The 20376-nt window shown below is 48.7% G+C and carries 18 protein-coding genes; 15 read left to right on the top strand and 3 right to left on the bottom strand.

Features of this window, described 5'->3' with window-relative positions; genetic code table 11:
* The first annotated feature begins 82 nt into the window (after window positions 1–82).
* Together metE and QQL66_RS16435 are read left to right on the top strand one after the other, a co-directional pair.
* Entirely contained in the window at window positions 83–2425 is a 2343-nt protein-coding gene (metE, locus tag QQL66_RS16440; RefSeq protein ID WP_284382891.1) for a 5-methyltetrahydropteroyltriglutamate--homocysteine S-methyltransferase, read from the top strand.
* 313 nt (window positions 2426–2738) lie between these two features.
* Entirely contained in the window at window positions 2739–3872 is a 1134-nt protein-coding gene (locus tag QQL66_RS16435; protein WP_284382890.1) for an aminotransferase class V-fold PLP-dependent enzyme, read from the top strand.
* A gap of 18 nt (window positions 3873–3890) precedes the next feature.
* Here the strand turns inward: QQL66_RS16435 and QQL66_RS16430 are convergent, their stop codons facing one another.
* On the bottom strand, window positions 3891–4265 hold the full coding sequence (locus QQL66_RS16430; protein ID WP_284382889.1) for a hypothetical protein: 375 nt from the start codon (window positions 4263–4265) through the stop codon (window positions 3891–3893).
* Between the two features lie 187 nt (window positions 4266–4452).
* Here QQL66_RS16430 and QQL66_RS16425 point away from each other — a divergent pair, with 187 nt between their 5' ends.
* From QQL66_RS16425 to QQL66_RS16415, 3 genes are all read left to right on the top strand, one after another.
* Window positions 4453–5589, top strand: a complete 1137-nt coding sequence (locus QQL66_RS16425; protein ID WP_284382887.1) for an FAD-dependent oxidoreductase — start codon at window positions 4453–4455, stop codon at window positions 5587–5589.
* Window positions 5590–5696: 107 nt separating this feature from the next.
* Entirely contained in the window at window positions 5697–5891 is a 195-nt protein-coding gene (gene thiS / locus QQL66_RS16420) for a sulfur carrier protein ThiS (RefSeq protein ID WP_284382886.1), read from the top strand.
* Window positions 5892–6034: 143 nt separating this feature from the next.
* Window positions 6035–6829, top strand: a complete 795-nt coding sequence (locus QQL66_RS16415; RefSeq protein ID WP_431356926.1) for a thiazole synthase — start codon at window positions 6035–6037, stop codon at window positions 6827–6829.
* A gap of 171 nt (window positions 6830–7000) precedes the next feature.
* Here QQL66_RS16415 and QQL66_RS16410 read toward each other — a convergent pair whose 3' ends face one another.
* Window positions 7001–7168: a hypothetical protein gene (locus tag QQL66_RS16410; RefSeq protein WP_284382883.1), complete on the bottom strand. Its 168-nt coding sequence runs from the start codon at window positions 7166–7168 to the stop codon at window positions 7001–7003.
* 283 nt (window positions 7169–7451) lie between these two features.
* Here QQL66_RS16410 and QQL66_RS16405 point away from each other — a divergent pair, with 283 nt between their 5' ends.
* The 4 genes from QQL66_RS16405 (at window position 7452) to QQL66_RS16390 (ending at window position 14450) form a co-directional block, all read left to right on the top strand.
* Window positions 7452–8915 carry an efflux transporter outer membrane subunit gene (locus QQL66_RS16405; protein WP_284382882.1) on the top strand — a complete coding sequence of 488 codons (1464 nt, stop codon included), beginning with the start codon at window positions 7452–7454 and terminating at the stop codon, window positions 8913–8915.
* The gene (locus QQL66_RS16400; RefSeq protein WP_284382881.1) at window positions 8916–10166 is read left to right on the top strand and encodes an efflux RND transporter periplasmic adaptor subunit; all 1251 of its coding nucleotides are present in this window, start codon (window positions 8916–8918) and stop codon (window positions 10164–10166) included.
* Entirely contained in the window at window positions 10163–13324 is a 3162-nt protein-coding gene (locus tag QQL66_RS16395) for an efflux RND transporter permease subunit (protein WP_284382880.1), read from the top strand. The genes QQL66_RS16400 and QQL66_RS16395 overlap by 4 nt, the downstream gene beginning before the upstream one ends.
* A 238-nt stretch (window positions 13325–13562) precedes the next feature.
* Window positions 13563–14450 (top strand): DUF4382 domain-containing protein, encoded by an 888-nt coding sequence (locus QQL66_RS16390; RefSeq protein WP_284382879.1) that lies wholly within the window; start codon window positions 13563–13565, stop codon window positions 14448–14450.
* Here the strand turns inward: QQL66_RS16390 and QQL66_RS16385 are convergent.
* On the bottom strand, window positions 14447–14578 hold the full coding sequence (locus QQL66_RS16385) for a hypothetical protein (protein ID WP_284382878.1): 132 nt from the start codon (window positions 14576–14578) through the stop codon (window positions 14447–14449). The genes QQL66_RS16390 and QQL66_RS16385 overlap by 4 nt on opposite strands.
* Before the next feature lie 297 nt (window positions 14579–14875).
* Between QQL66_RS16385 and QQL66_RS16380 the strand changes: the two genes are divergently transcribed.
* The 6 genes from QQL66_RS16380 to QQL66_RS16355 all read left to right on the top strand — a co-directional run bounded on the left by QQL66_RS16380 (window position 14876) and on the right by QQL66_RS16355 (window position 20293).
* Window positions 14876–15463, top strand: coding sequence for a Tll0287-like domain-containing protein (locus QQL66_RS16380; protein ID WP_284382877.1), 588 nt, complete (start codon window positions 14876–14878; stop codon window positions 15461–15463).
* Window positions 15464–15591: 128 nt separating this feature from the next.
* Window positions 15592–16053, top strand: coding sequence for a DoxX family protein (locus QQL66_RS16375; RefSeq protein WP_284382875.1), 462 nt, complete (start codon window positions 15592–15594; stop codon window positions 16051–16053).
* Window positions 16054–16197: 144 nt separating this feature from the next.
* Entirely contained in the window at window positions 16198–17193 is a 996-nt protein-coding gene (locus tag QQL66_RS16370; RefSeq protein ID WP_284382874.1) for a glutathione S-transferase family protein, read from the top strand.
* Between the two features lie 208 nt (window positions 17194–17401).
* Entirely contained in the window at window positions 17402–19009 is a 1608-nt protein-coding gene (locus QQL66_RS16365; protein ID WP_284382872.1) for a methyl-accepting chemotaxis protein, read from the top strand.
* 165 nt (window positions 19010–19174) lie between these two features.
* Window positions 19175–19927: an SDR family NAD(P)-dependent oxidoreductase gene (locus QQL66_RS16360; RefSeq protein WP_284382871.1), complete on the top strand. Its 753-nt coding sequence runs from the start codon at window positions 19175–19177 to the stop codon at window positions 19925–19927.
* 48 nt (window positions 19928–19975) lie between these two features.
* Window positions 19976–20293 carry a DUF1330 domain-containing protein gene (locus tag QQL66_RS16355; RefSeq protein ID WP_284382870.1) on the top strand — a complete coding sequence of 106 codons (318 nt, stop codon included), beginning with the start codon at window positions 19976–19978 and terminating at the stop codon, window positions 20291–20293.
* Window positions 20294–20376: the final 83 nt, after the last annotated feature.

Raw genomic sequence — 20376 nt, 5'->3', positions numbered from 1 at the left:
AAAATTTACCATTATTTTTCATGGATTGGCTGCTCTAAGATGCTTTCAACGTTTCAACTCTCATGACGAAAAGGGCAGCAACATGGCAAGGATACATTCTCTCGGATTTCCCCGAATTGGCCGTAAACGGGAACTCAAGTTTCAACTGGAATCTTATTGGACGGGCGACTCCTCCCGAACAGAATTACTCGCAACAGCGCACACCTTGCGTGAGCAAAATTGGCAGCATCAGAGCGGATGCGATTTGATCCCGGTGGGGGATTTCTCGCTCTACGATCATGTGCTGGATACCAGTGCGTTATTGGGCAATTTGCCCGAGCGTGTGGATACCAATAACGACGATCTCGACAACTATTTCCGTATTGCGCGTGGTCGTGCACAAAACGGCGATTGTCAGTGTGTTCATGCAGGCGAAATGACCAAGTGGTTTGATACCAACTACCACTACATCGTGCCGGAAGTCACTGCTGACACAGCCTTCTCATTGAACCCGGATAGTCTGCTGGCTCAAGTACGAGAAGCGCAACAGGTGAACGGGCCAAGTCATTCAGTTAAGCCTGTGGTATTAGGGCCGGTGACGTATCTCTGGTTGAGCAAGGCGAAAGACGGTTCGGATCGACTGGCCTTATTAGAGCGACTGTTACCGGTTTATACCGAACTGTTGGCGGCGTTAGCGGCGGAAGGTGTGGAGTGGGTGCAGATTGATGAACCCATCCTGGTCACCGAGCTGGATTCAGCGTGGCGTTTGGCCTTTGAGCAAGCCTACCATCATCTCAAAGTCGCGCCTGTAAAACTCTTGCTGACTACGTACTTTGGTGAGCTTCAGGACAACCTTCAATTGGCCTGTCAGTTACCTGTGGCGGGTTTACATCTGGATGCGATCAGTGCACCGGATGAAGTGGCGAAGTTGGTGGATTGGTTGCCGATTCATAAGGTGTTGTCTTTGGGGGTTATCAGTGGTCGAAATATCTGGAAAACGGATTTAACCAGAACGTTGGATTGGCTGGAACCGATAGCGGCCAAGCTGGGCGAGCGGTTATGGTTAGCGCCATCCTGTTCCTTGCTGCATGTGCCTGTGGATTTGTCATTAGAAGCTACCCTGGATGCCGAAGTCCGCGAGTGGCTGTCCTTTGCTGCACAGAAGCTGCAGGAGCTTCAGGTGCTTAAATCCGCCTTGAATCACGGGCGAGATTCAGTGACCGAAGAACTGCGGGACAATCAACGGGCCATCATAAGTCGTCAGCAGTCGACCCGGGTTTATAATCCCGCTGTGAAAGCGGCGGTTGACGGGATTACCGCTGAACTTGGACAGCGTCAGTCGGAGTATACTGAGCGAGCTGCAAAGCAACGCGCGGTACTTCAGTTACCGGATTATCCTACGACGACCATAGGTTCTTTTCCGCAAACCACTGAAATTCGTCAGGCTCGTTTGGCGTATAAGCAAGGTACGCTGTCCGAGTCTGACTATCAGTCACACATGAAGGCTGAAATTCAACGTGCCGTTGAAGAGCAGGAAGCTTTAGGTCTGGATGTGCTGGTTCACGGTGAAGCCGAGCGGAACGACATGGTGGAATACTTTGGTGAGCAGTTGGAAGGCTATGTGTTCAGTCGTTTTGGTTGGGTTCAGTCCTATGGTTCCCGTTGCGTGAAGCCGCCGATTTTGTTTGGGGATATTCATCGCCCTAACGCAATGACGGTTGAATGGAGCAAGTTTGCTCAGTCGTTGACGGATAAACCGATGAAGGGCATGTTGACCGGGCCGGTGACGATATTGAATTGGTCGTTTGTTCGGGATGACCAGCCGCGTAAAGCCACCTGTTTGCAACTTGCGTTGGCGATTCGAGACGAAGTGTTGGATCTTGAACAGGCTGGCATTCAGGTGATTCAGATTGATGAGGCGGCACTGCGTGAAGGCTTACCCTTGCGTCGATCTCAATGGCAGAGTTATCTCGATTGGGCAGTGCATTCATTCAAGGTCTGTGCGAATGGCGTGCAAGATGAAACCCAGATTCATACCCACATGTGTTATTCCGAATTCAATGACATCATGCCGGCCATTGCAGACATGGATGCCGATGTGATCACCATCGAAACTTCGCGTTCTGATATGGAATTGCTGGATGCGTTTGATGAATTTGAATACCCCAACGAAATCGGGCCGGGGGTGTACGACATTCATTCGCCGAACATTCCGTCCCAAGAGCAGATTGTCAGCTTGATGAAAAAAGCCGAACAGCGCATTCCTCGCGAGCGGCTTTGGGTGAATCCCGATTGTGGCTTAAAAACGCGCCAGTGGGAGGAAGTAATTCCAGCGCTTAAAAACATGGTTGAGGCGGCGTATAGCTTACGAGATCAGGTGGTATCCGAGCAGGCAGGTTATGCTCAATCTGCCAATGACAGTGTCTTGGATGTTGTACTGTTATAAGGTGCGCTGTTGTAAGAGAGATGATAGGTGCTCTGGTTATCATCTAGATCGTTCTAGGCAGGTCCCTTAATTTCTTGATTAAGAACAGAACGAACTCTTTGAAAAAGGCTTACTCTTAATCGGAGTAAGCCTTTTTTGTGATTAATGGAATTTAATTAATTGACCAAATGGTTAATACTTGTCGGTTGTTAAAAGCTAGCTCTTTGATGAGTTGCTAAAAAGTGTCTTGCTTTCGAATCTAAGGCTTACTAACGTAAAGCTAATTAATTTTTGTACACATAATAAAGATTCTATCTTAAGGGAAGTTGTTACCATGTCTGGCTTATTACCTGATGTCGATCCGGATGGATTGCTTGAATATTCAGTTGTATTTACTGATCGTGCGCTAAACCACATGTCTCAAAAGTTTCAGGGCGTGATGCGTGATATCTCTTCGATCATGAAGAAAGTCTATAACGCGGAAGCGGTGGTTGTTGTACCTGGCGGCGGGACCTTCGGAATGGAGTCGGTGGCGCGTCAGTTTGCAACCGATCAAAAATGTTTGGTGATTCGAAACGGTTGGTTCAGTTTCCGTTGGAGTCAGATTTTCCAGATGGGCAATATTCCTTCCAGCGAAATCGTACTGCAAGCGGCTCAGGTTGAAGATGCGAAAGACGCACCCTTTGCGCCTGCTCCGATTGAAGAGGTGGTCGCCACCATTAAAGCGGAAAAGCCGAATCTGGTGTTCGCACCACACGTTGAAACCGCGTCGGGCATGATTCTGCCTGACGACTACCTGAAAGCGGTGGCCGAAGCGGTTCACTCGGTGGGTGGCTTGTTTGTTCTCGATTGCATTGCGTCGGGCACTTTGTGGGTTGATATGAAGGCGATGGGTGTGGATGTACTGTTAAGCGCACCGCAGAAAGGCTGGAGCTCATCGCCATGTGCCGCACAGGTGATGTTAAGCGAAAAAGCCCTTGCTCGTTTGGAAGAAACCACCAGTACCAGCTTTGCTTGCGATTTGAAGAAGTGGTTGGAAATCATGCGTGCCTATGAAAATGGCGGTCACGCCTATCATGCGACTATGCCGACCGATGCACTGGCGGCATTCCGCGATACCATGTTGGAAACGCAGGAATACGGCTTCGATCGTGTGAAATCAGAACAGCAAGCACTGGGTGATTCTGTACGCGCGATGCTTGAAAGCAAAGGCATCAAGAGCGTTGCTGCTGAAGGCTTCAAAGCGCCGGGTGTGGTGGTGAGCTATACCAGCGATGCGATGATGCAAAACGGTAAGAAATTCCTGGAAGCAGGCTTACAAACAGCGGCAGGCGTGCCCTTGCAGTGTGGTGAGCGCGATGATTTCATGACCTTCCGCATCGGTTTGTTTGGCTTGGAAAAATTGCATGATCCAAAGACTACCGTTGCCAATTTGGAAGCGGGGCTCGATAAGGTTCTGGCCGACTAATTACTTAGATTGGCCTGATTAACCTAGGTTTAGGCGTGCTAATTCATTTTGATTACGCAGGGCGTCATTCGAGGACGGGAATAATTGAATGACGTTGGGTGTAATCAGAATAGCTTTGCCATCGACCAAACCGACAAAGCCGGATTGATAGTTCTTAATCAGTCGGTCATTCTCAATTTTAAGTGTTGAATCACCTTCCAACTGAACACTGTCAATCAAGCCGTTACCCAGCGGGTCGTTTACCTGTTGTTGGCTCTTGAACATAGCCAGGGTGTGCTCTGAAATGACCAGCGTTAGCTCATTATGAAAGACCAGCGTTTCAGCCGGAGCACCGTTTGATAACGTGATCTGTGAATTGGCTTGAATGATGTTTGAACTGTGTTGGTGAATCATAAAGGCGTTCTTTCGTCGTCGTTTTCTGAAGGGCTATTGTACTGGCTTTGACCTCTCGCAACAAAGCCGTGGATTCAAACAAATGGATACGACATCGGCCTTATCAGTAGGGCTTAGATTCCCTTATAATCTCCGTTCTTTTCAAGATCACCGTCATTGCACGTAATTTATACAAGGTAGAAGTCGTTTGAGTTCAGAATCCGCAGTAAGCACATCTCCATTAAACGCACCCTCACTAAACACATCCCTATTAAACATAGGCATCGCTGGTGGCGGTTTGTTAGGACGTTTGTGTGCCTGGCGCTTGGCACGGGCAGGTTATTCGGTCACTGTTTTTGAGGCCGAAACCTTTGAACAACCGCGAGGTGCGTGTTGGACTGCGGCGGGTATGATCTCTCCTTTGAGTGAGTTGGTGCATAGCCCGAGAGAAGTTTATGACAAAGGTTTGCAGTCGTTGGCGATTTGGCCGCGTTGGTTAAAGCAACTTGAAGAGACTCAGCATCAAACCATGCATTTTCGCCATGCCGGGTCTTTGGTGGTGGCGCATCCCCAGGATCAGGCGGAGCTGGAACAGTTCTACCTCGACTTAAAACATAAGTTGGCAAATGAAGAAGCCAATGGTCGCCCAGGTCTGGAAGAATTGGTCGATCCTTTGAATCACATTGGTATTCGAACACTAGAACCCGCACTGTCGCACTTTGATCATGCCTTGTTCCTCAAGCCTGAGGGCGATCTCAACAATCGGCGTATTCTTCATGGCTTATTGGCGGACTTAAAACGCTTAAATGTGACTTTGGTGCCCAAAACCAAGGTCCGCTGCGAGCCTAATCTGATTATTGATGATCAAGAACAAACACACCGATTTGATTTGGTATTGGATACCCGAGGATTGGGTGCCAAACCACAATTAGAGGGGCTTCGAGGCGTGCGCGGGGAAGTGCTCAACGTTGAGAGTCATGATGTGGTGTTGAACCGCCCCATACGTTTAATGCATCCAAGATATAAACTGTACGTGGCGCCTAAGCCAAACAATCACTTTGTGATTGGTGCGACTGAAATTGAAAGCAGCGATATGTCACCAATGAGTGTACAATCCTGCCTGGAATTAAGCAGTGCGCTCTATACGGTTCACCCAGCCTTTGCGGAAGCGAGAATTGTTGAGCAGTCGGTAAACTGTCGACCTGCTATGCTGGATAACTTGCCCGTGGTGAACGTGGAAGATGGCTTAATTCAAGCCAATGGCTTGTATCGTCATGGTTACTTGCTGAGCCCTGTGGTGGTGAATCAGGTGTTGGCCGAGATTGATCCGGCACTGGTCGATTAATCGGCTGATTAAAAGATCGATTAAAAGACTGATTAAACGGCAGAATAAAAGATCGATGACAAGGTCGATTAAATTTTAGAGAACGAGCAATAGAATAAGGTAGCGGAATGGAAGTTCTGGTTAACGGTGAAACCAAGCAGGTATCGTCAGACACCCTGCAGTCTCTTCTGAAGGAATTGGCGTTTGAAGGCGATTTTGCCGTGGCCGTGAACAGTGAATTTGTGCCTCGTTCCTTGTATGCCGAACAGGCCATTCAGTCGGGCGATCAGATTGATGTGTTATCACCGATTGCAGGAGGCTAATGATGACTAAAGACGCTATTACTCAGGGCTCTATAAATCAGGGCTCTATAAATCAGGGCTCTATAAATCAGGGCTCTATAAATCAGGATAAGGATTCTTCACAAGATCTATTAACGCTCTACGGTGAAACGTTCTCCAGCCGTATGTTAATCGGCTCGGCCTTGTATCCGTCTCCTGCGATTATGCACGACGCGGTTCAGGCATCGGGCGCCGAAATCATTACCTTGTCACTACGTCGCCAAATGGCCAGTAATGCCCCAGCCTCCGGTATTGGCGGTTCTGGGATAGGGGCGGCCGCAGCACAGCGTGAAGCCAATGAGATTTGGCAGTACATTCAGCAAATGGGTCTGAAACTGCTTCCGAACACCGCCGGATGCAAAACCGCCAAAGAAGCCATTACCCTGGCTGAAATGTCACGAGAGATTTTTAAAACCGATTGGTTGAAGCTGGAAGTGATCGGCGACGATTACAATCTGCAGCCTGATCCTTATGGGTTGATTGAAGCGGCTTCTGAGTTAATCAAACGGGGCTTTAAAGTCTTACCGTATTGCACCGATGATCTGGTGGTTTGCCAGCGCTTGTTGGATGCCGGATGTGAAGTCTTGATGCCTTGGGGTGCTCCCATTGGCACAGGTCAGGGCTTATTGAACAAATATAATCTTCGCAGTATTCGTGAGCGGATTACTCATGTACCTTTAATCATCGATGCTGGTATTGGTGCTCCGTCACAAGCTGCAGAAGCGTTGGAAATGGGCTTTGATGCTGTGCTTCTTAACACGGCGGTTGCCAAGGCAGCGGAACCTGTGATGATGGCGCAAGCCTTTAAGGCTGCAGTGGAATCCGGGCGCTTGGCGTATAAAGCGGGACTGATGTTGAAGCGCCAAACCGCCAGCCCGAGTACGCCGACGGTGGGGATGCCGTTTTGGCATCAACAGTAAAGCCTGAAAGCTATTGCGCTTGATTACTCTGCGTTAAATATCTATATCAATGGGGTCAGAGTAATAGGCATTCGTGATGGAATAAAAGTCTGGCTTTGCCAATATTTTTATTACTTACTCTGACCCCATTGATTTTACTCATTGATTCTTACTGAAAGCGCTTTCCGCTTATTAATCTCTTTCCTGTTGCCTTAATCGCCTTTCCAATTGCTGTCGTTCCTGCCTCAGAATTTCCACTTCATGGCGTTGCCATTCGTTCATCTTGTCTGAGTTCTGATCACCCTGATATAACGCGGTTGGCGTATGAATCTGAATACTGGGAATCGACGATTCTGGCATTGTGATGTCTCCTTATTTATCCCTGTGGGGAGATAACTATAGACAACCCCTTTGCATCAGGTGGTGAGTAAGCTGTAGGAAAATTGCCATAAATTTTGTGCTAGTTTTGCTGTCTATGAATAACCGGATGTGATGATCCAAATTCTATGTCTGCTGCGTAAAGCTACAATAAAGAAGGGTAAAGCCGCTTTGATTAATTATATGTCTGTGGTGGAATGAATTCTTTACTATAGAATGATTCTCATTTTCCAATTTGGCCGTTTAAAAAGACTAGCAGAACGCAATGCGTAAACGTTTAAGTGTCATTTTTTCTATTAGATCTCTGATTTCATTGGCTCTTGTTGGCCTGCTTGGCGCCTGTTCGACCTTGTCCGAGACGGTTCCTGACGGCACCAGCGGTGAGGCGTTGTCCGGGTTTGAGATACCTAAGCAGTGGTCCGCAGAGGCTGATCAAAGCGTAAGCCAAGCCTGGCACCAAGTGATTGCGTCTGAGTCGTTGGATTCGTTGATTAAGGAAGCATTGGCTCACAATCAGGATATTAAGGCGTCTGCCTCTCGTGTGTTGGCGGCTCGATCCCAGGCTGAAATTACCTCGGGCAAACTATGGCCAGAAATTGAAGCCAGTTTTGAAGGCCGTCGTCAACGTGCCGCGTCAGGAATGACCACGAATAACTATTCGTTGGGATTGAATTTAAGCTGGGAGCTGGATGTCTGGGGGCGTTTGTCGGACAGCGAACAAGCGGCGTTGATGAGTTATCAGGAACAAACCTTTCTCTATCAATCAGCAAAACAATCCTTGGCCGCGCAGGTGGCATTGGCTTGGATTGAGGCCATCGAAAGTAAGCGCCAATATCAATTGGCGAAAGCTCAGGAGAAAAGTTTAAAAGACAGTCTGGATGTGATCGAAGACGGGTTTAAATCCGGGGTTCGAGAGGCGCTGGATGTCTATTCGGCTCGGGCAGAGTGGATCAATGGTCAAACCGCCGTGTTGGAGCGACAACAGACGGTAAATCAGGCATTGCGGGATCTGTCGGTGTTGTTGGGCCGGTATCCTTCGCTCGTGAACGATATTCCTGATGCATTACCGATTAACTTACCGACGTTGCGTACGAATTTGTCATCCCGACTGCTAGAGCAACGACCGGACGTTCGCGCCGCCTATGCGGCGGTGATGAGTCAGCAATCCAATGTGTTGGTGGCCGGTGCGAATCGTTTGCCGAGATTCACCCTGACTGGCAGTGTCGGAGCCAGCAGTGATACCTTGTCGGATGTGCTTCGGGGCGATGAGTTGATCTGGAACGCCTTGGGTGGGCTGACGGCTCCGATCTTCAATGCCGGTCAGTTGGCCAATGAAGAACAACGCCAGCAGCATTTGTTGGAAGCGGCCATTGCCGAGTATCGACAAACAGCGCTCACGGCCTTTTCAGAAGTGGAACAAAGCATCGATAACGATCACTGGATTGCTCAGCAAATGGCAACGGCCAAAGATGCAGTGGCTGTCTCAAAGCAAGCCGAACAGCAAGCCTTTGAGAGCTATCTATCGGGCCTTGATAACCTCAATACCTGGCTGCAGTCGCAACGCACAGCCTTTGAGCGTACCAGTCGTTTGATGCAATTAGAAACCAGTTATTTTCAAAACCGCATACAGCTACATCAGGCGTTAGGCGGTCAGTTTGTGGTGTTCGCCTCATCCGATGGAGCCAGTCAGGCGTCCAGTGATGAACTCGTTTTTGTTCAGGAACCTTAGATGTCGAAATTGATTCGTTTGTCGTTACCTGTGTTAGTCATTGCATTGACTGCCTTGATTCTCTATTCGTTGGTGGCGTTGAAACCGGACGCAAAGAAACGCCCGCCAAAGGCTGAAACCGTGATTCAGGTGGAAACTGTGATGGCTAAGGTGTCTTCCTATCAGGTAGAGATGCCCAGTCGCGGGCTAGTGAAAGCTCAGACAGAATCGACCTTGGCTGCGGAAGTGTCAGGGACTGTGGTGGCAATTTCCGAACAGCTACGCAAAGGCGGTCGTTTTAAGCAGGGCGATTGGTTACTAACCATTGACCCGAGAGATTATGAGGTTGCTGTGACACTGGCCGAAGCCAATCTGCGCCAGGCGCAGTTGGCGCTGGATGAAGAAAAGGCCAAGGCAGAACAGGCGTTGCGCGATTGGCAGCGATTATCCAAAACATTAAATCAGGCGTCCGAACCGCCGGATTTGGTGTTGCGTAAACCGCAATTGGCGGCGGCAGAGGCGGCGTTGGTTTCCTCCAGAGCACAACTGGATAAAGCAAAACTGGATCTGGAACGAACCCGAATTCAGGCACCGTTTGATGGCTTTGTGCTCAGTCAGTCGGTGGATCTTGGGCACTATGTGACGCCTGGCTATCAATTGGCCGAAATCTCAGGTCTTCGTCTGGAAATTACCTTACCCGTTTCTGCGCGCTGGCGTCCGTTGCTGGATTGGCGTTCCATTGAAAACGGCACCCAGCTAAGTGAATTAAATAATGTGCTGTTGGAAGTGGGTGAAGGCCATCATAGTCAACTCTGGCAGGCGCGTATTGTTCGGGATGGCGGTGAAGTGGACGCTCAAAGCCGTCAATTACAATTGATCGCCGAGATTGAACCGCAAGAGAACAGTCAGTGGCCGTTGTTGCCAGGTGATTATGCGGTGGCTCGAATTCAGGGCAAACAGTTGCATGATGTGATTGTGTTGCCACGAACGGCGTTGGTCGACGGCGAGTACGTGTGGAAAGTGACCGATCAGCGTTTGCAAAAACAAAACGTCGAGATTGCCTGGCAGGATAAAAATGTCGTCGTGGTTGAGCTGGATTCGGCTTTGAAAGAGCAGCTTTCTGAAAATGATGAAGTGGTGTCCTCGCCGTTGAGTTATGCCATTTCAGGGACAAAAGTCGCGGTCATAAAACGCGATGGCGAGCTATTGGCAAAGACGGAGAAGCCTGATACCTCTCAGGACTCAATTCGTGGTACAGGAGTCACGCCATGATTGCCTGGTTTGCCCGTAACCATGTGGCGGCGAATTTACTCCTGTTGATGATCGTCATTGCGGGTGTTTTCACCATGCTGCGATTGGTGCCTGTGGAAGTCTTCCCGACCTTTGAGCTGGAAACGGTAAATGTCTCGGTGGCTTATCGTGCCGCAACACCGGAAGACATGGAAACCGGAGTGGTGAATAAGATTGAAGAGGCGATTGCCGATTTACCGGACATCGAGTCTTTGTCTTCGCGCGCTTCGGAAGGCTCGGCCACCGTAACTGCCGAGGTCCGAGCAGGGGCGGACCCTCAGAAGCTATTGAATGATATCAAATCCCGTGTCGATGCCTTGTCGACCTTACCGGCCGATGCGGAGCGTCCGGTCGTGGAACGTCCGTTGATCAAACGGGAAGTATTAAGCGTGGTGGTGTTCGGGGATCTAGATGAGAAAGAACTGAATGAATTAGCCCGTCAGGTTCGGGATGAATTAGTTCGCTTGCCTGAGCTGACACAGACAGACCTTGAGGGCGTTCGCCCTTATGAAATCGGCATTGAGGTGTCTGAACATAAGTTGCGTCAGTTTGGATTGACCTTGAATGATGTGGCGAGTGTGATTCAGGCTCAATCCATTGATTTGTCAGCAGGTCGTATTCGTTCTCCGTCGGGTGAGATTTTACTGCGCGCCAAGGCGCAAGCGTATTATTACGGCCAATTTTCCAGCATCGTGGTGAAGCGATTTGAAGACGGCTCAGAGCTGACTTTAGGGGAGTTAGCAACCATCGATGACGGTTTCGAAGAAGACCCGATCTTTACCCGTTTTAATGGAAAACTGGCGGCCGTGGTCAATGTCTACCGTGTGGGTGATGAGAGTGCCATTCAGGTGTCCGATGCTGTTCACGCGTATCTCGAAGACAATCGTGAACGTTTCCCGCCGAACATTGATATCGGTATCTGGGATGATGATGCTTCGATCATTCGTGCCCGCATCCAGACCTTGTTGACCAATGCCTGGCAAGGGGCGTTGCTGGTCAGTATCTTATTGGGCTTGTTTTTACGACCGGTCATTGCGTTCTGGGTGGTGGTCGGTATCCCTGTGACCTTCATGGGTGCATTTGCTTTGATGCCGTATTTGGGGGTAACGGTTAACGTGCTCAGTTTGTTTGGTTTCATTCTGGTGTTGGGGATCGTGGTGGACGATGCCATCGTCACCGGTGAAAACATTTACAGTCATTACAGTCGGGACCCCAACGGGCTGGCGGCTGCGATTAATGGTACCAAAGAAGTGTCGGTGCCAGTGGTCTTCGGCATCTTAACGACGGTGGTGGCGTTTTTACCGTTCGTCTTCATTGAAGGTCGGTTGAGTGTGCTGTTTGCTCAAGTGGCTTTTGTGGTGATTCCGGTGCTGCTGTTCTCCTTACTTGAAAGTAAGTTAATTCTTCCTGCTCACCTAAAACACATCAAACAACTGAAAGATTATGGCAGTCGACCACCCTTACTGGTGCGCCTTCAGCGATCCTGCGCGAATGGCTTAGTCTGGTTCGTTCAGCATATCTATCGACCAGTGGTGAATGCTTGCCTGAACCGACGTTATTTGACCTGGTTTACTTTTGTATGTGTGTTTGTGGTAACCATTGGGTTGATTTCTCAAGGGTGGACCCGGTTTGTGTTCTTCCCGCGAATTCAAAGTGAAACGGCTCGTGCCACTCTGTATATGGAAGAAGGAACGCCGCTGGTGGAAACACAAAAGGTGGTGCGCCGGATTGAGCAAGCCGCCTTTGATTTACAAGCCAAGTACATTGACCCTGTGACCGGGGAAAGCATTATTGAAAACGTATTAGCCACCGAGGGAGTTGCCCGGGGCAGTTCTTCGGGACAATCTCACGTCGGAGCGGTACGTTTCGAGATCATGCCGCCAGAGCATCGCTCCTTGTCGATAGACAGTGCCACTTTGGTTCGCGAATGGCGTGAAAATATTGGCCCGATTGTCGGTGTCGATCAGCTTAACTTCCGGGCAGAAATCGGCCGTCCGGGGGACCCGATCGACGTTCAATTGGTCAGTCAGGATATTAATGCCTTAAACGACGTGGCTGATAAGGTGAAAGCCAGGTTGGCGACCTACGAAGGGGTGTTTGATATCAGTGACAACCTCTCTGATGGCAAGCAAGAACTTCAAATTACCTTGCTGCCCGAAGCCGAACTCTTGGGCTTTACACTCAGTGACGTCACCCGACAGGTACGCCAGGCGTTTTACGGTAATGAAGCCCAACGCATTCAGCGAGGGCGGGACGACATCCGAGTGATGGTACGGTATCCGGTCGAAGAACGGGCCTCTTTATCGGATCTGGATGAACTGCTGATTACCACGCCAAGTGGTGATCAAACGCGCTTTGGTGATATTGCGGTAGCCACCTGGGGGCGTTCGCCTTCAACCATTTACCACGTTGAACAAGACCGTGCAGTCAATGTCATCGCTGACATCGACAAGACTTCGGTCAATATGACGCTGCTTACCGAAGACCTAGTGGGTTATCTGGATGAACTGTTGCTTCAGTATCCTCGCGTACAAGTGTCGTTGGAAGGGGAAGCGGCGGAACAAAGGGATTCCTTTACCACCATTCTTTGGGGTGGAGCGTTGGTGTTGTTTGCGATTTATACCTTGCTCGCCATTCCGTTTGGTTCCTACAGCCAGCCGTTCATTGTGATGTCGGTGATTCCCTTTGCCTTCATCGGTGCCATTGGTGGTCACTGGTTAATGGGCATAGATCTGTCGATGATGAGTATCATGGGTATGATGGCGCTGGTGGGCATTGTGGTGAATGACAGCCTGGTGCTGGTGGATTTCATCAATCGTAAAGTCAAAGAGGGCATGCCGATTGAAATGGCTGTGCGAGAATCCGGCGCGGCGCGTTTCCGTCCGGTGATTCTGACGTCATTAACGACCTTCCTGGGGCTCTTGCCGCTGTTGTTTGAAACCAGTACGCAGGCGCAGTTCCTGATCCCAATGGCGATCTCGTTAGGCTTTGGGGTGTTGTTTGCGACCTTTATCACCTTGATCCTGATTCCATGTCACTATCTGATTTTGGAGGATGTAAAAACGGGCATCGTGAGAATCAAAGCCTTCTTCCGAGGTGAAGAACCTCCTTCCAAAAAGCCGCTGGAAAATTTGGTGTAATGCTTACTGCCCGCTTTATGCTCTGTCCTAAAGGATGTAAAGCGGTCGATTGTGAGCTTGTCCACAATAATTCATAAAGAAACCGTAAGCTAACCGCTGGTTACAAAAGCGTTTATCTTCTTTGCACTCAGGCCCTGCCGACACCAACTATACTTGTATGGAACACTTGTAAGAAATAATGGATACCTCTTCTGGTCGTATCTGTACTGTTTCTAGATTTAAAGTATGGAGTTTGTTGATGTCTGCAATTAAGTATTTACCTCTGTTGGCCGTTCTTCCACTAGCTGTAACCGGTTGTGGCGGGGGCAGCAGTTCAAGCTCTTCTGAAAAAGGCTCATTTTCATTATCGGTTACCGATGCTCCTGTGGATGATGCTGAGAACGTGGTAGTGGAATTTACCGGTGTTGAACTTAAACCCGCTGATGGCGAGTCCATTACTATCACCTTCGATACACCAAAGACCATTGATCTGTTAGCGCAACAGAATGGTAGTTCTGCGGAGTTACTGAGTGATCAGTCATTGGAAGCCGGCAACTATAACTGGATACGTCTGGCGGTGAATGCCGAAGAAGATAATGTCATGGATTCCTACATCCAGATTGGTGGCACTCAGTATGAGCTGGATATTCCAAGCGGTTCTCAATCCGGCTTGAAACTGAATTCCGGCTTTACCATTACGGCATCTGGCAATGCAAATTACACCATCGATTTTGATCTCAGAAAATCCGTGGTGCTTGCAAACGGGGACTACAAGTTAAGACCGTCTCTGCGGTTAGTGGACGACACCGAGGTGGGCACCATTTCGGGTGAAGTGGATGCTAACGTGATTGCAGCGCAGTGTGCTGATGCAAATACCTACAGTGGTGTGGTGTATGTGTTCTCCGGTGCAGGTGTAACGCCTGACGATTTGGATGGCACCGATCCTGAACCCTTGAGTTCGGCTTCTGTTAACTTCAGTGAAGAAGGTGGTGTCTATAGCTACACTGCGGCCTTCCTGGAAGCGGGTGATTACACCTTGAGTTATACCTGTGATGCAGACGACTCTGAGGTAGATGAAGTTTTAACCTTTAATGGAACCTCTGACGTGACTCTGGCCGCTGGTGCGACTGAAACGCTGAACTTCTAATCATAAAACTCTGTCAGTCCAGGATGATATTTATTCTGTGGGTCACCAAACGATGATGTCACCAAACGATGGTGTCGCCAAACGATGGTGTCGCCAAACGATGGGATCACAAGAATAAGTATCATCATGGGGTGAAGCTTCCTGCTTTCACTGTATTGTCCTTCTTTTTCCTCATCCTGATTTCTTTTAACGGCGAACCAAGCCTGCGTGCTTAAAGCGACCTTCCTGTTATCAAGAACCGCTCATCACGGGCCTGTCATAAACGGCCTGTCAGAAAGAGCCTAATGGGGCTGTGCCATTTCTAACTCTGTGTGGGAACTTGTCTGTGTTTCCTTTGCAGGTCTTTAGTCTTTGCTTGATTTATGACCAGTACTTAATGTATAAGTTATATCTAAATTAGCTATATCTAATATTAAGGGTAAGTTATGAAATTACGAGCGAACAGTTCTTATGCGGTAGTTCTATGTGGTTTGTTAAGTGTTCCTCTAACGGTGATAGCACAAGAAGCGCAGCCAGCAGAGGCATCGCTCGGTGATCTAACGGTGGAAGCCCGGACTAAAGTCAAAGCCTTTGGTAAACAACTCAAACAGACCTTAAAGCAAACGCTGCAGTCAGAAGGCGCTATCAGTGCGGTTACTGTGTGCAATCTTGAGGCTCCGGCCATTGCGGAATCAGTCAGTACAGAAGGGTGGAAGGTGTCTCGAACGGCGCTCAAAGTCCGTAACCCGGCCAATCGGCCTGAGCTATGGGAGCAAGAGGTTCTTAAGACATTTGAAACCCAGTTGGCTAACGGCACAGATCCTCAGACGCTTGAATACGCTGACGTGGTGAATAAAGAATTCCGATACATGAAAGCGATTCCAACCGGGGCTGTGTGTCTTGCCTGCCATGGGTCAGAGATGAATCCTCAATTGCAGCAACACATTAAGTCGCTGTATCCACAGGATCAGGCGACGGGGTTCTCCGTGGGGGAGCTTCGAGGGGCGTTTAGTTTAACCAAAGATCTTAAGTAAAGGCTTTAAATAAATATCAGTTAAATAGATTAATTCTGTCTATTTATTGTATTTTTAATCGAAGTGATCGATGTCTATTATGGTTGTTATCGCGTTACGGCGCACACAAACAATCTTTGGAGACGATCATGACCACATTAAACAAAACATTCTTCCAACAACTTTTAGCAACTGACGCAGGTATTGCATCGCTGGCATTGCGTATTCCGGTCGGAATTATCTTACTGGCCCATGGTGCCCAAAAATTGTTTGGTGCCTTTGGGGGCTATGGCTTGGAAGGGACAGGTCAGTGGATGGCGTCGATTGGCCTAGAACCAGGTTATTTGATGGCGTTATTGGCGGGTTCTGCTGAGTTCTTTGGTGGTTTGGCCTTGATTCTTGGTTTTCTGACTCGTCCAGCGGCCGTCGTAGCAGCATTAACTTTGCTGGTGGCTATTGTCACTGTGCATTTAGAAAACGGGTTGTTCTTGAGTAACAACGGCTACGAGTTCGGTTTGGCGTTATTGGCGGCGTCCGTTTCATTGATCTTTGCCGGGGCAGGAAGTTTGTCAATTGATAACATCATCGCTAAACGTTTGGCTTCTGAATAATCAGAAGCCTTAGCTTTGATCCTATTTCAGACACATTGCTAATCATACAAATACATTGTTAATCGTACACATTGCTAATCATACAAATACATTGTTAATCGTACATATTGTTAATCATACATATACGTTGAAGGAAAGATTGCTATGGGCTTATTGGTTGAAGGTAAATGGGTTGATCAGTGGTATGACACAAAGTCTTCAGAAGGAAAGTTCGTGCGTGAAGCGAGCAAATTTCACAGCTGGGTGACGGAAGATGGCTCAGCAGGGCCAACCGGAGAGGCGGGCTTTAAAGCGGAAAAAGGTCGTTATCATCTGTATGTCTCATTAGCTTGTCCTTGGGCGCATCGCACTTTGATTTTCCGTGCTCTGAAAGGCTTGGAAGAGTATATCGACGTAACCGTAGTCAGTCCGGACATGCTGGATAACGGCTGGGAACTAAAGACCTATCCCGAGCGTGAGATTAATGATCCACTGTACGGATTTGAATTCATGCATCAGCTTTACACCAAGGCTAAGCCGGATTACACCGGGCGTGTGACGGTGCCAGTGTTGTGGGATAAAAAGACCGAAACCATCGTCAGCAATGAGTCGGCAGAGATCATTCGGATGTTCAACAGTGCCTTCAATGGCCTTACCGGTGACACTCAGGACTTCTATCCCGAGGCACTGCGTGCCGAGATCGACGAAGTGAACGCGCGGATTTATGACAGCATCAATAATGGCGTGTATCGTGCCGGGTTTGCGACCACGCAAGCTGCGTATGAAGAAGCGTATAACGACTTGTTTGATGCACTGGATTGGCTGGAAGATCGATTAAGCCAGCAACGTTACTTGGTGGGGGATCAAATCACCGAAGCGGATTGGCGTCTGTTTACGACCTTGATTCGTTTTGATGCGGTGTATTACGGTCACTTCAAGACCAATAAACAGCGACTGGAAGAGTATCCGCACATTTCAAACTACGTGCGCGAGTTGTATCAAGTACCGGGCGTGAAGGACACGGTCAATATGGAACACATCAAGCGCCATTACTATTACAGCCATGCCACTATCAACCCTACCCGAGTAGTACCGGAAGGGCCAAAACTGGACTTTGATAAACCACACGATCGCGAAGGGTTTGCTAAAGTTGCAGCCTAACAAGCCGATGTATTGAAAAGCCACTGGTTGATTTTGATCGAGTTAACCGGTGGCTTTTTGTTGGCATGGGATGCTGAAATAACAACAAAGATTAAAAAGTGATTATTTATTGATCTGGTTCAATGGAAATCACAAATCTTAACCAAACCGTCTACTACTTTTCGATATCCTGCCGACCTTCAATTATCAAATCGATGATGAGGAACTTATGTTTTCAAGTATGTCGCTGGCTCGCAGAATTCAACTGACGTTATTAGGCATTGCCCTAATTTTATTGGGTTCAACGGTGATCTTTTTCTATTACGACGAAAAAGGTCTGACCGAAGACTTGGTTGAGCAAAACCTTGAAAACATGGCTTTGAATTACTTCGATTCAGTCAATGCCATGATGTTGACCGGCACCATTGCCAATCGTCAGATCATGCAGAAAAAGATGCTCAGCCATAAATCCATTGTGGAAGCACGGATTATCCGTGGTAAAGGCGTGACCAATGTGTTTGGTGCAGGGCACAGCGACCAGTCCGCGAAAAATGAATTTGAGCGTCGTGGTTTGAGCGGAGATAAGTCCTTCGAATTTTTTGAACAGGATGGTCAACGCTTGATGTCGTTGATTCTTCCAATCAAAGCCACCGATGATTATTCCGGCACCAACTGTTTAACCTGTCACCAGGTGAACAAAGGGGAAGTACTGGGTGCGGTCAAATTGACTTACGATATGACTGAAGTGGATGAATCCATTGTTAGTTCAGTGACTCAAGCTGCGATCATGCAACTGATCTTTACCATCATCGGTTTCTCCATTTTAGGCTTCATTTTCAATCGCCTGGTGTTATTCCGTCTCAAACGTCTGCAAAAGACGATTAAGTCGGTGGAAGACAATCTCGACTTGAATCAGGAAATCATTGTTCATCATGACGACGAGCTAGGCGCGGTCAGTAAAGCGTTGAACAGCATGATGAATAAATTCAAAGACAGTTACTTGTTTGTTGCGGATTCTGCGAATCGACTGGTGGAGGCGGCTGAGACCGTGGATGAAATTTCTGATCTCACCAAGAACTCGATGATCAATAACAAGAAGGGCACCGATTCGGTGGCAGCGGCGATTGTCGAGTTGGACGCGTCGGCCACCGAAGTTCAACAGAACACGCAAGTAGCGTCTCAGAAATCAGAGATGGCGAACCATAAAGCTGCCGAGAGTTTGAGTCTGGTGGAAGACGCCAAGAATGGCATCAATCATCTTCGCGATCAGGTGATTGAAAATACCCAAAAAATCACCGAGTTGAGCGAACGCACCAACGAAGTGGGCAGTGTCCTGGAAGTGATCAACGGCATTGCCGAACAAACCAACTTGTTGGCATTGAATGCGGCCATTGAAGCGGCCCGTGCCGGTGAACAAGGGCGTGGGTTTGCGGTGGTGGCCGATGAGGTGCGCTCGTTAGCGACTCGTACCCGAGAGTCCATCGATACCATTCAAAAAACCATCAGCCAGCTACAGCAAGACGCAGGAAATGCCGTCGAGTCGATGACCTCGGTGAGCCAGCAAGCCAGTGACAAGGCGGAAGACGTGACCAATGTGGCCAGTCTGTTGTTGGAAATCACAGGGCAGATCGAAGAGCTGGATGCATTGAACTGTCAGATCGCCAGCGCGGCGGAACAGCAAAATCTGGCGGCGGATGAGATTAACCAAAGTACTGAACGCATCAGTGAAGTAGCCGATGAATCCAGTAAAGACGCCATTCGCGGTAAAGAAGTCAGTGAGCAAATGTTGGCGCTGGCGAATGAGCTGAAAGTTCAGGTGGCTAAATTCAAGCTGTAACCCGTCTCATCAATATTTCATGTCTGAAGAGGTTCAATGCTGGGCCTCTTCAACCTGTTAACTAAAAGTTAACGTTCTCTAAAGATTTCGCAAATATCTCTCTCACGGCTTTCTCTCTATTCTGGGTTTAACCAATGACGGTTAACTCAAAGAGAGGAGTCGCGTATGTCGATTAAAAATACAGTAGTGATTGTCACCGGAGCGTCCAGCGGAATGGGCGTAAGTATTGCCGAGCACTTGTATCAGGCGGGGTATGCCCTTGCCCTGCATGGCAGAGATCAACAACGTTTGTCAGCCGTTGCGGCCGGTTTTGATGATAAGTCACGCGTCATCACTGTAGCTGGTGATGTCGCCATAGAGACCGACCGCGCCAAGTTGGTGGCTGCGACGTTAGAAGCCTTTGGTAAGGTCGATGCGCTGGTCAACAATGCCGGGATTTTTTCACCAAAACCTTTTTTAGAGGTGACGGAAGCCGATCTTGACCAGTACTTGTCGACCAACCTAAAAGGCACTTATTTCCTCACACAGAAGGTTATTCCGTTACTTCAACAACAAGGCGGTGGCAGTGTGATCAACATGGGCACAGTGCTGGTGAATCATGCCTTGGGCGGGGTTCCGGCGACGGCACCGATATCCAGTAAAGGCGGCATTCATGGATTGACCGTGCAGCTGGCGGCGGAATTTGGAAAGGACAACATTCGGGTCAACACCATTGCACCTGGCATCATTCGGACACCAATGCATGCCAGAAATGGCATTGATGATTCGGACAGCTTGGCTGGCTTACATTTACTGAATCGTATCGGTGAAGGTGAGCATATTGCGACGATGGTTGAGCAATTAATTTCGAACGATTTTGTGTCTGGCACCATCATAAATGTCGATGGCGGTCATGTAGCCGGGCACCACTTAGGGTAACCAGGGTTTAGGATACTCATCATTAAAGACTGTTAGGAGAAAGTGATTATGGCGTATGAAATTCATGTAGGCGTGAGAGTAGAAGACGAAGCGGGTTATCAGGCGTATCGCGAAGGCATGTACCCGATTCTTCAGAAGTATCAGGGCGATTTTGTGTTTGATCTGTCTGTGGATAAGTTATTGAAGAGCCCGCTGGAAGAGGCGGTGAACCGGGTGTTCATCATCCGATTCTGTGACCAGGCGAAGAAAGAAGCCTTCTTCTCTGATCCCGAGTATCTTGCGGTGAGACAACAGTACTTCGAGCCTTCTGTAGGCTATTCAGCGATGCTGCGTGCCTATGACGTTGAGTCTGGTATCGAGGGTTAACTCCCGGATATCTTTGAGCAAGCCCGCCTTGATTCGGCGGGCTTTTGTTTTTCTGTGCTTTTTTCAGTGTTGGTGTTCTTTAG

This window comes from Litoribrevibacter albus (assembly GCF_030159995.1).
GTDB lineage: Bacteria > Pseudomonadota > Gammaproteobacteria > Pseudomonadales > Litoribrevibacteraceae > Litoribrevibacter > Litoribrevibacter albus.
This window is presented reverse-complemented; position numbering and strand designations above follow the sequence as displayed.

What these genes read in the sequence shown, in the direction of transcription:
- QQL66_RS16365 (WP_284382872.1), top strand. Translation starts at nt 17,402, where the DNA reads ATGTTTTCAAGTATGTCGCTGGCTCGCAGAATTCAACTGACGTTATTA.
- QQL66_RS16385 (WP_284382878.1), bottom strand. Translation starts at nt 14,578, where the DNA reads ATGATGATACTTATTCTTGTGATCCCATCGTTTGGCGACACCATCGTT.
- QQL66_RS16410 (WP_284382883.1), bottom strand. Translation starts at nt 7,168, where the DNA reads ATGCCAGAATCGTCGATTCCCAGTATTCAGATTCATACGCCAACCGCG.
- QQL66_RS16360 (WP_284382871.1), top strand. Translation starts at nt 19,175, where the DNA reads ATGTCGATTAAAAATACAGTAGTGATTGTCACCGGAGCGTCCAGCGGA.
- QQL66_RS16395 (WP_284382880.1), top strand. Translation starts at nt 10,163, where the DNA reads ATGATTGCCTGGTTTGCCCGTAACCATGTGGCGGCGAATTTACTCCTG.
- QQL66_RS16415 (WP_431356926.1), top strand. Translation starts at nt 6,035, where the DNA reads ATGTTAATCGGCTCGGCCTTGTATCCGTCTCCTGCGATTATGCACGAC.
- metE (WP_284382891.1), top strand. Translation starts at nt 83, where the DNA reads ATGGCAAGGATACATTCTCTCGGATTTCCCCGAATTGGCCGTAAACGG.
- QQL66_RS16390 (WP_284382879.1), top strand. Translation starts at nt 13,563, where the DNA reads ATGTCTGCAATTAAGTATTTACCTCTGTTGGCCGTTCTTCCACTAGCT.
- thiS (WP_284382886.1), top strand. Translation starts at nt 5,697, where the DNA reads ATGGAAGTTCTGGTTAACGGTGAAACCAAGCAGGTATCGTCAGACACC.
- QQL66_RS16405 (WP_284382882.1), top strand. Translation starts at nt 7,452, where the DNA reads ATGCGTAAACGTTTAAGTGTCATTTTTTCTATTAGATCTCTGATTTCA.
- QQL66_RS16430 (WP_284382889.1), bottom strand. Translation starts at nt 4,265, where the DNA reads ATGATTCACCAACACAGTTCAAACATCATTCAAGCCAATTCACAGATC.
- QQL66_RS16400 (WP_284382881.1), top strand. Translation starts at nt 8,916, where the DNA reads ATGTCGAAATTGATTCGTTTGTCGTTACCTGTGTTAGTCATTGCATTG.
- QQL66_RS16375 (WP_284382875.1), top strand. Translation starts at nt 15,592, where the DNA reads ATGACCACATTAAACAAAACATTCTTCCAACAACTTTTAGCAACTGAC.
- QQL66_RS16380 (WP_284382877.1), top strand. Translation starts at nt 14,876, where the DNA reads ATGAAATTACGAGCGAACAGTTCTTATGCGGTAGTTCTATGTGGTTTG.
- QQL66_RS16355 (WP_284382870.1), top strand. Translation starts at nt 19,976, where the DNA reads ATGGCGTATGAAATTCATGTAGGCGTGAGAGTAGAAGACGAAGCGGGT.
- QQL66_RS16370 (WP_284382874.1), top strand. Translation starts at nt 16,198, where the DNA reads ATGGGCTTATTGGTTGAAGGTAAATGGGTTGATCAGTGGTATGACACA.
- QQL66_RS16435 (WP_284382890.1), top strand. Translation starts at nt 2,739, where the DNA reads ATGTCTGGCTTATTACCTGATGTCGATCCGGATGGATTGCTTGAATAT.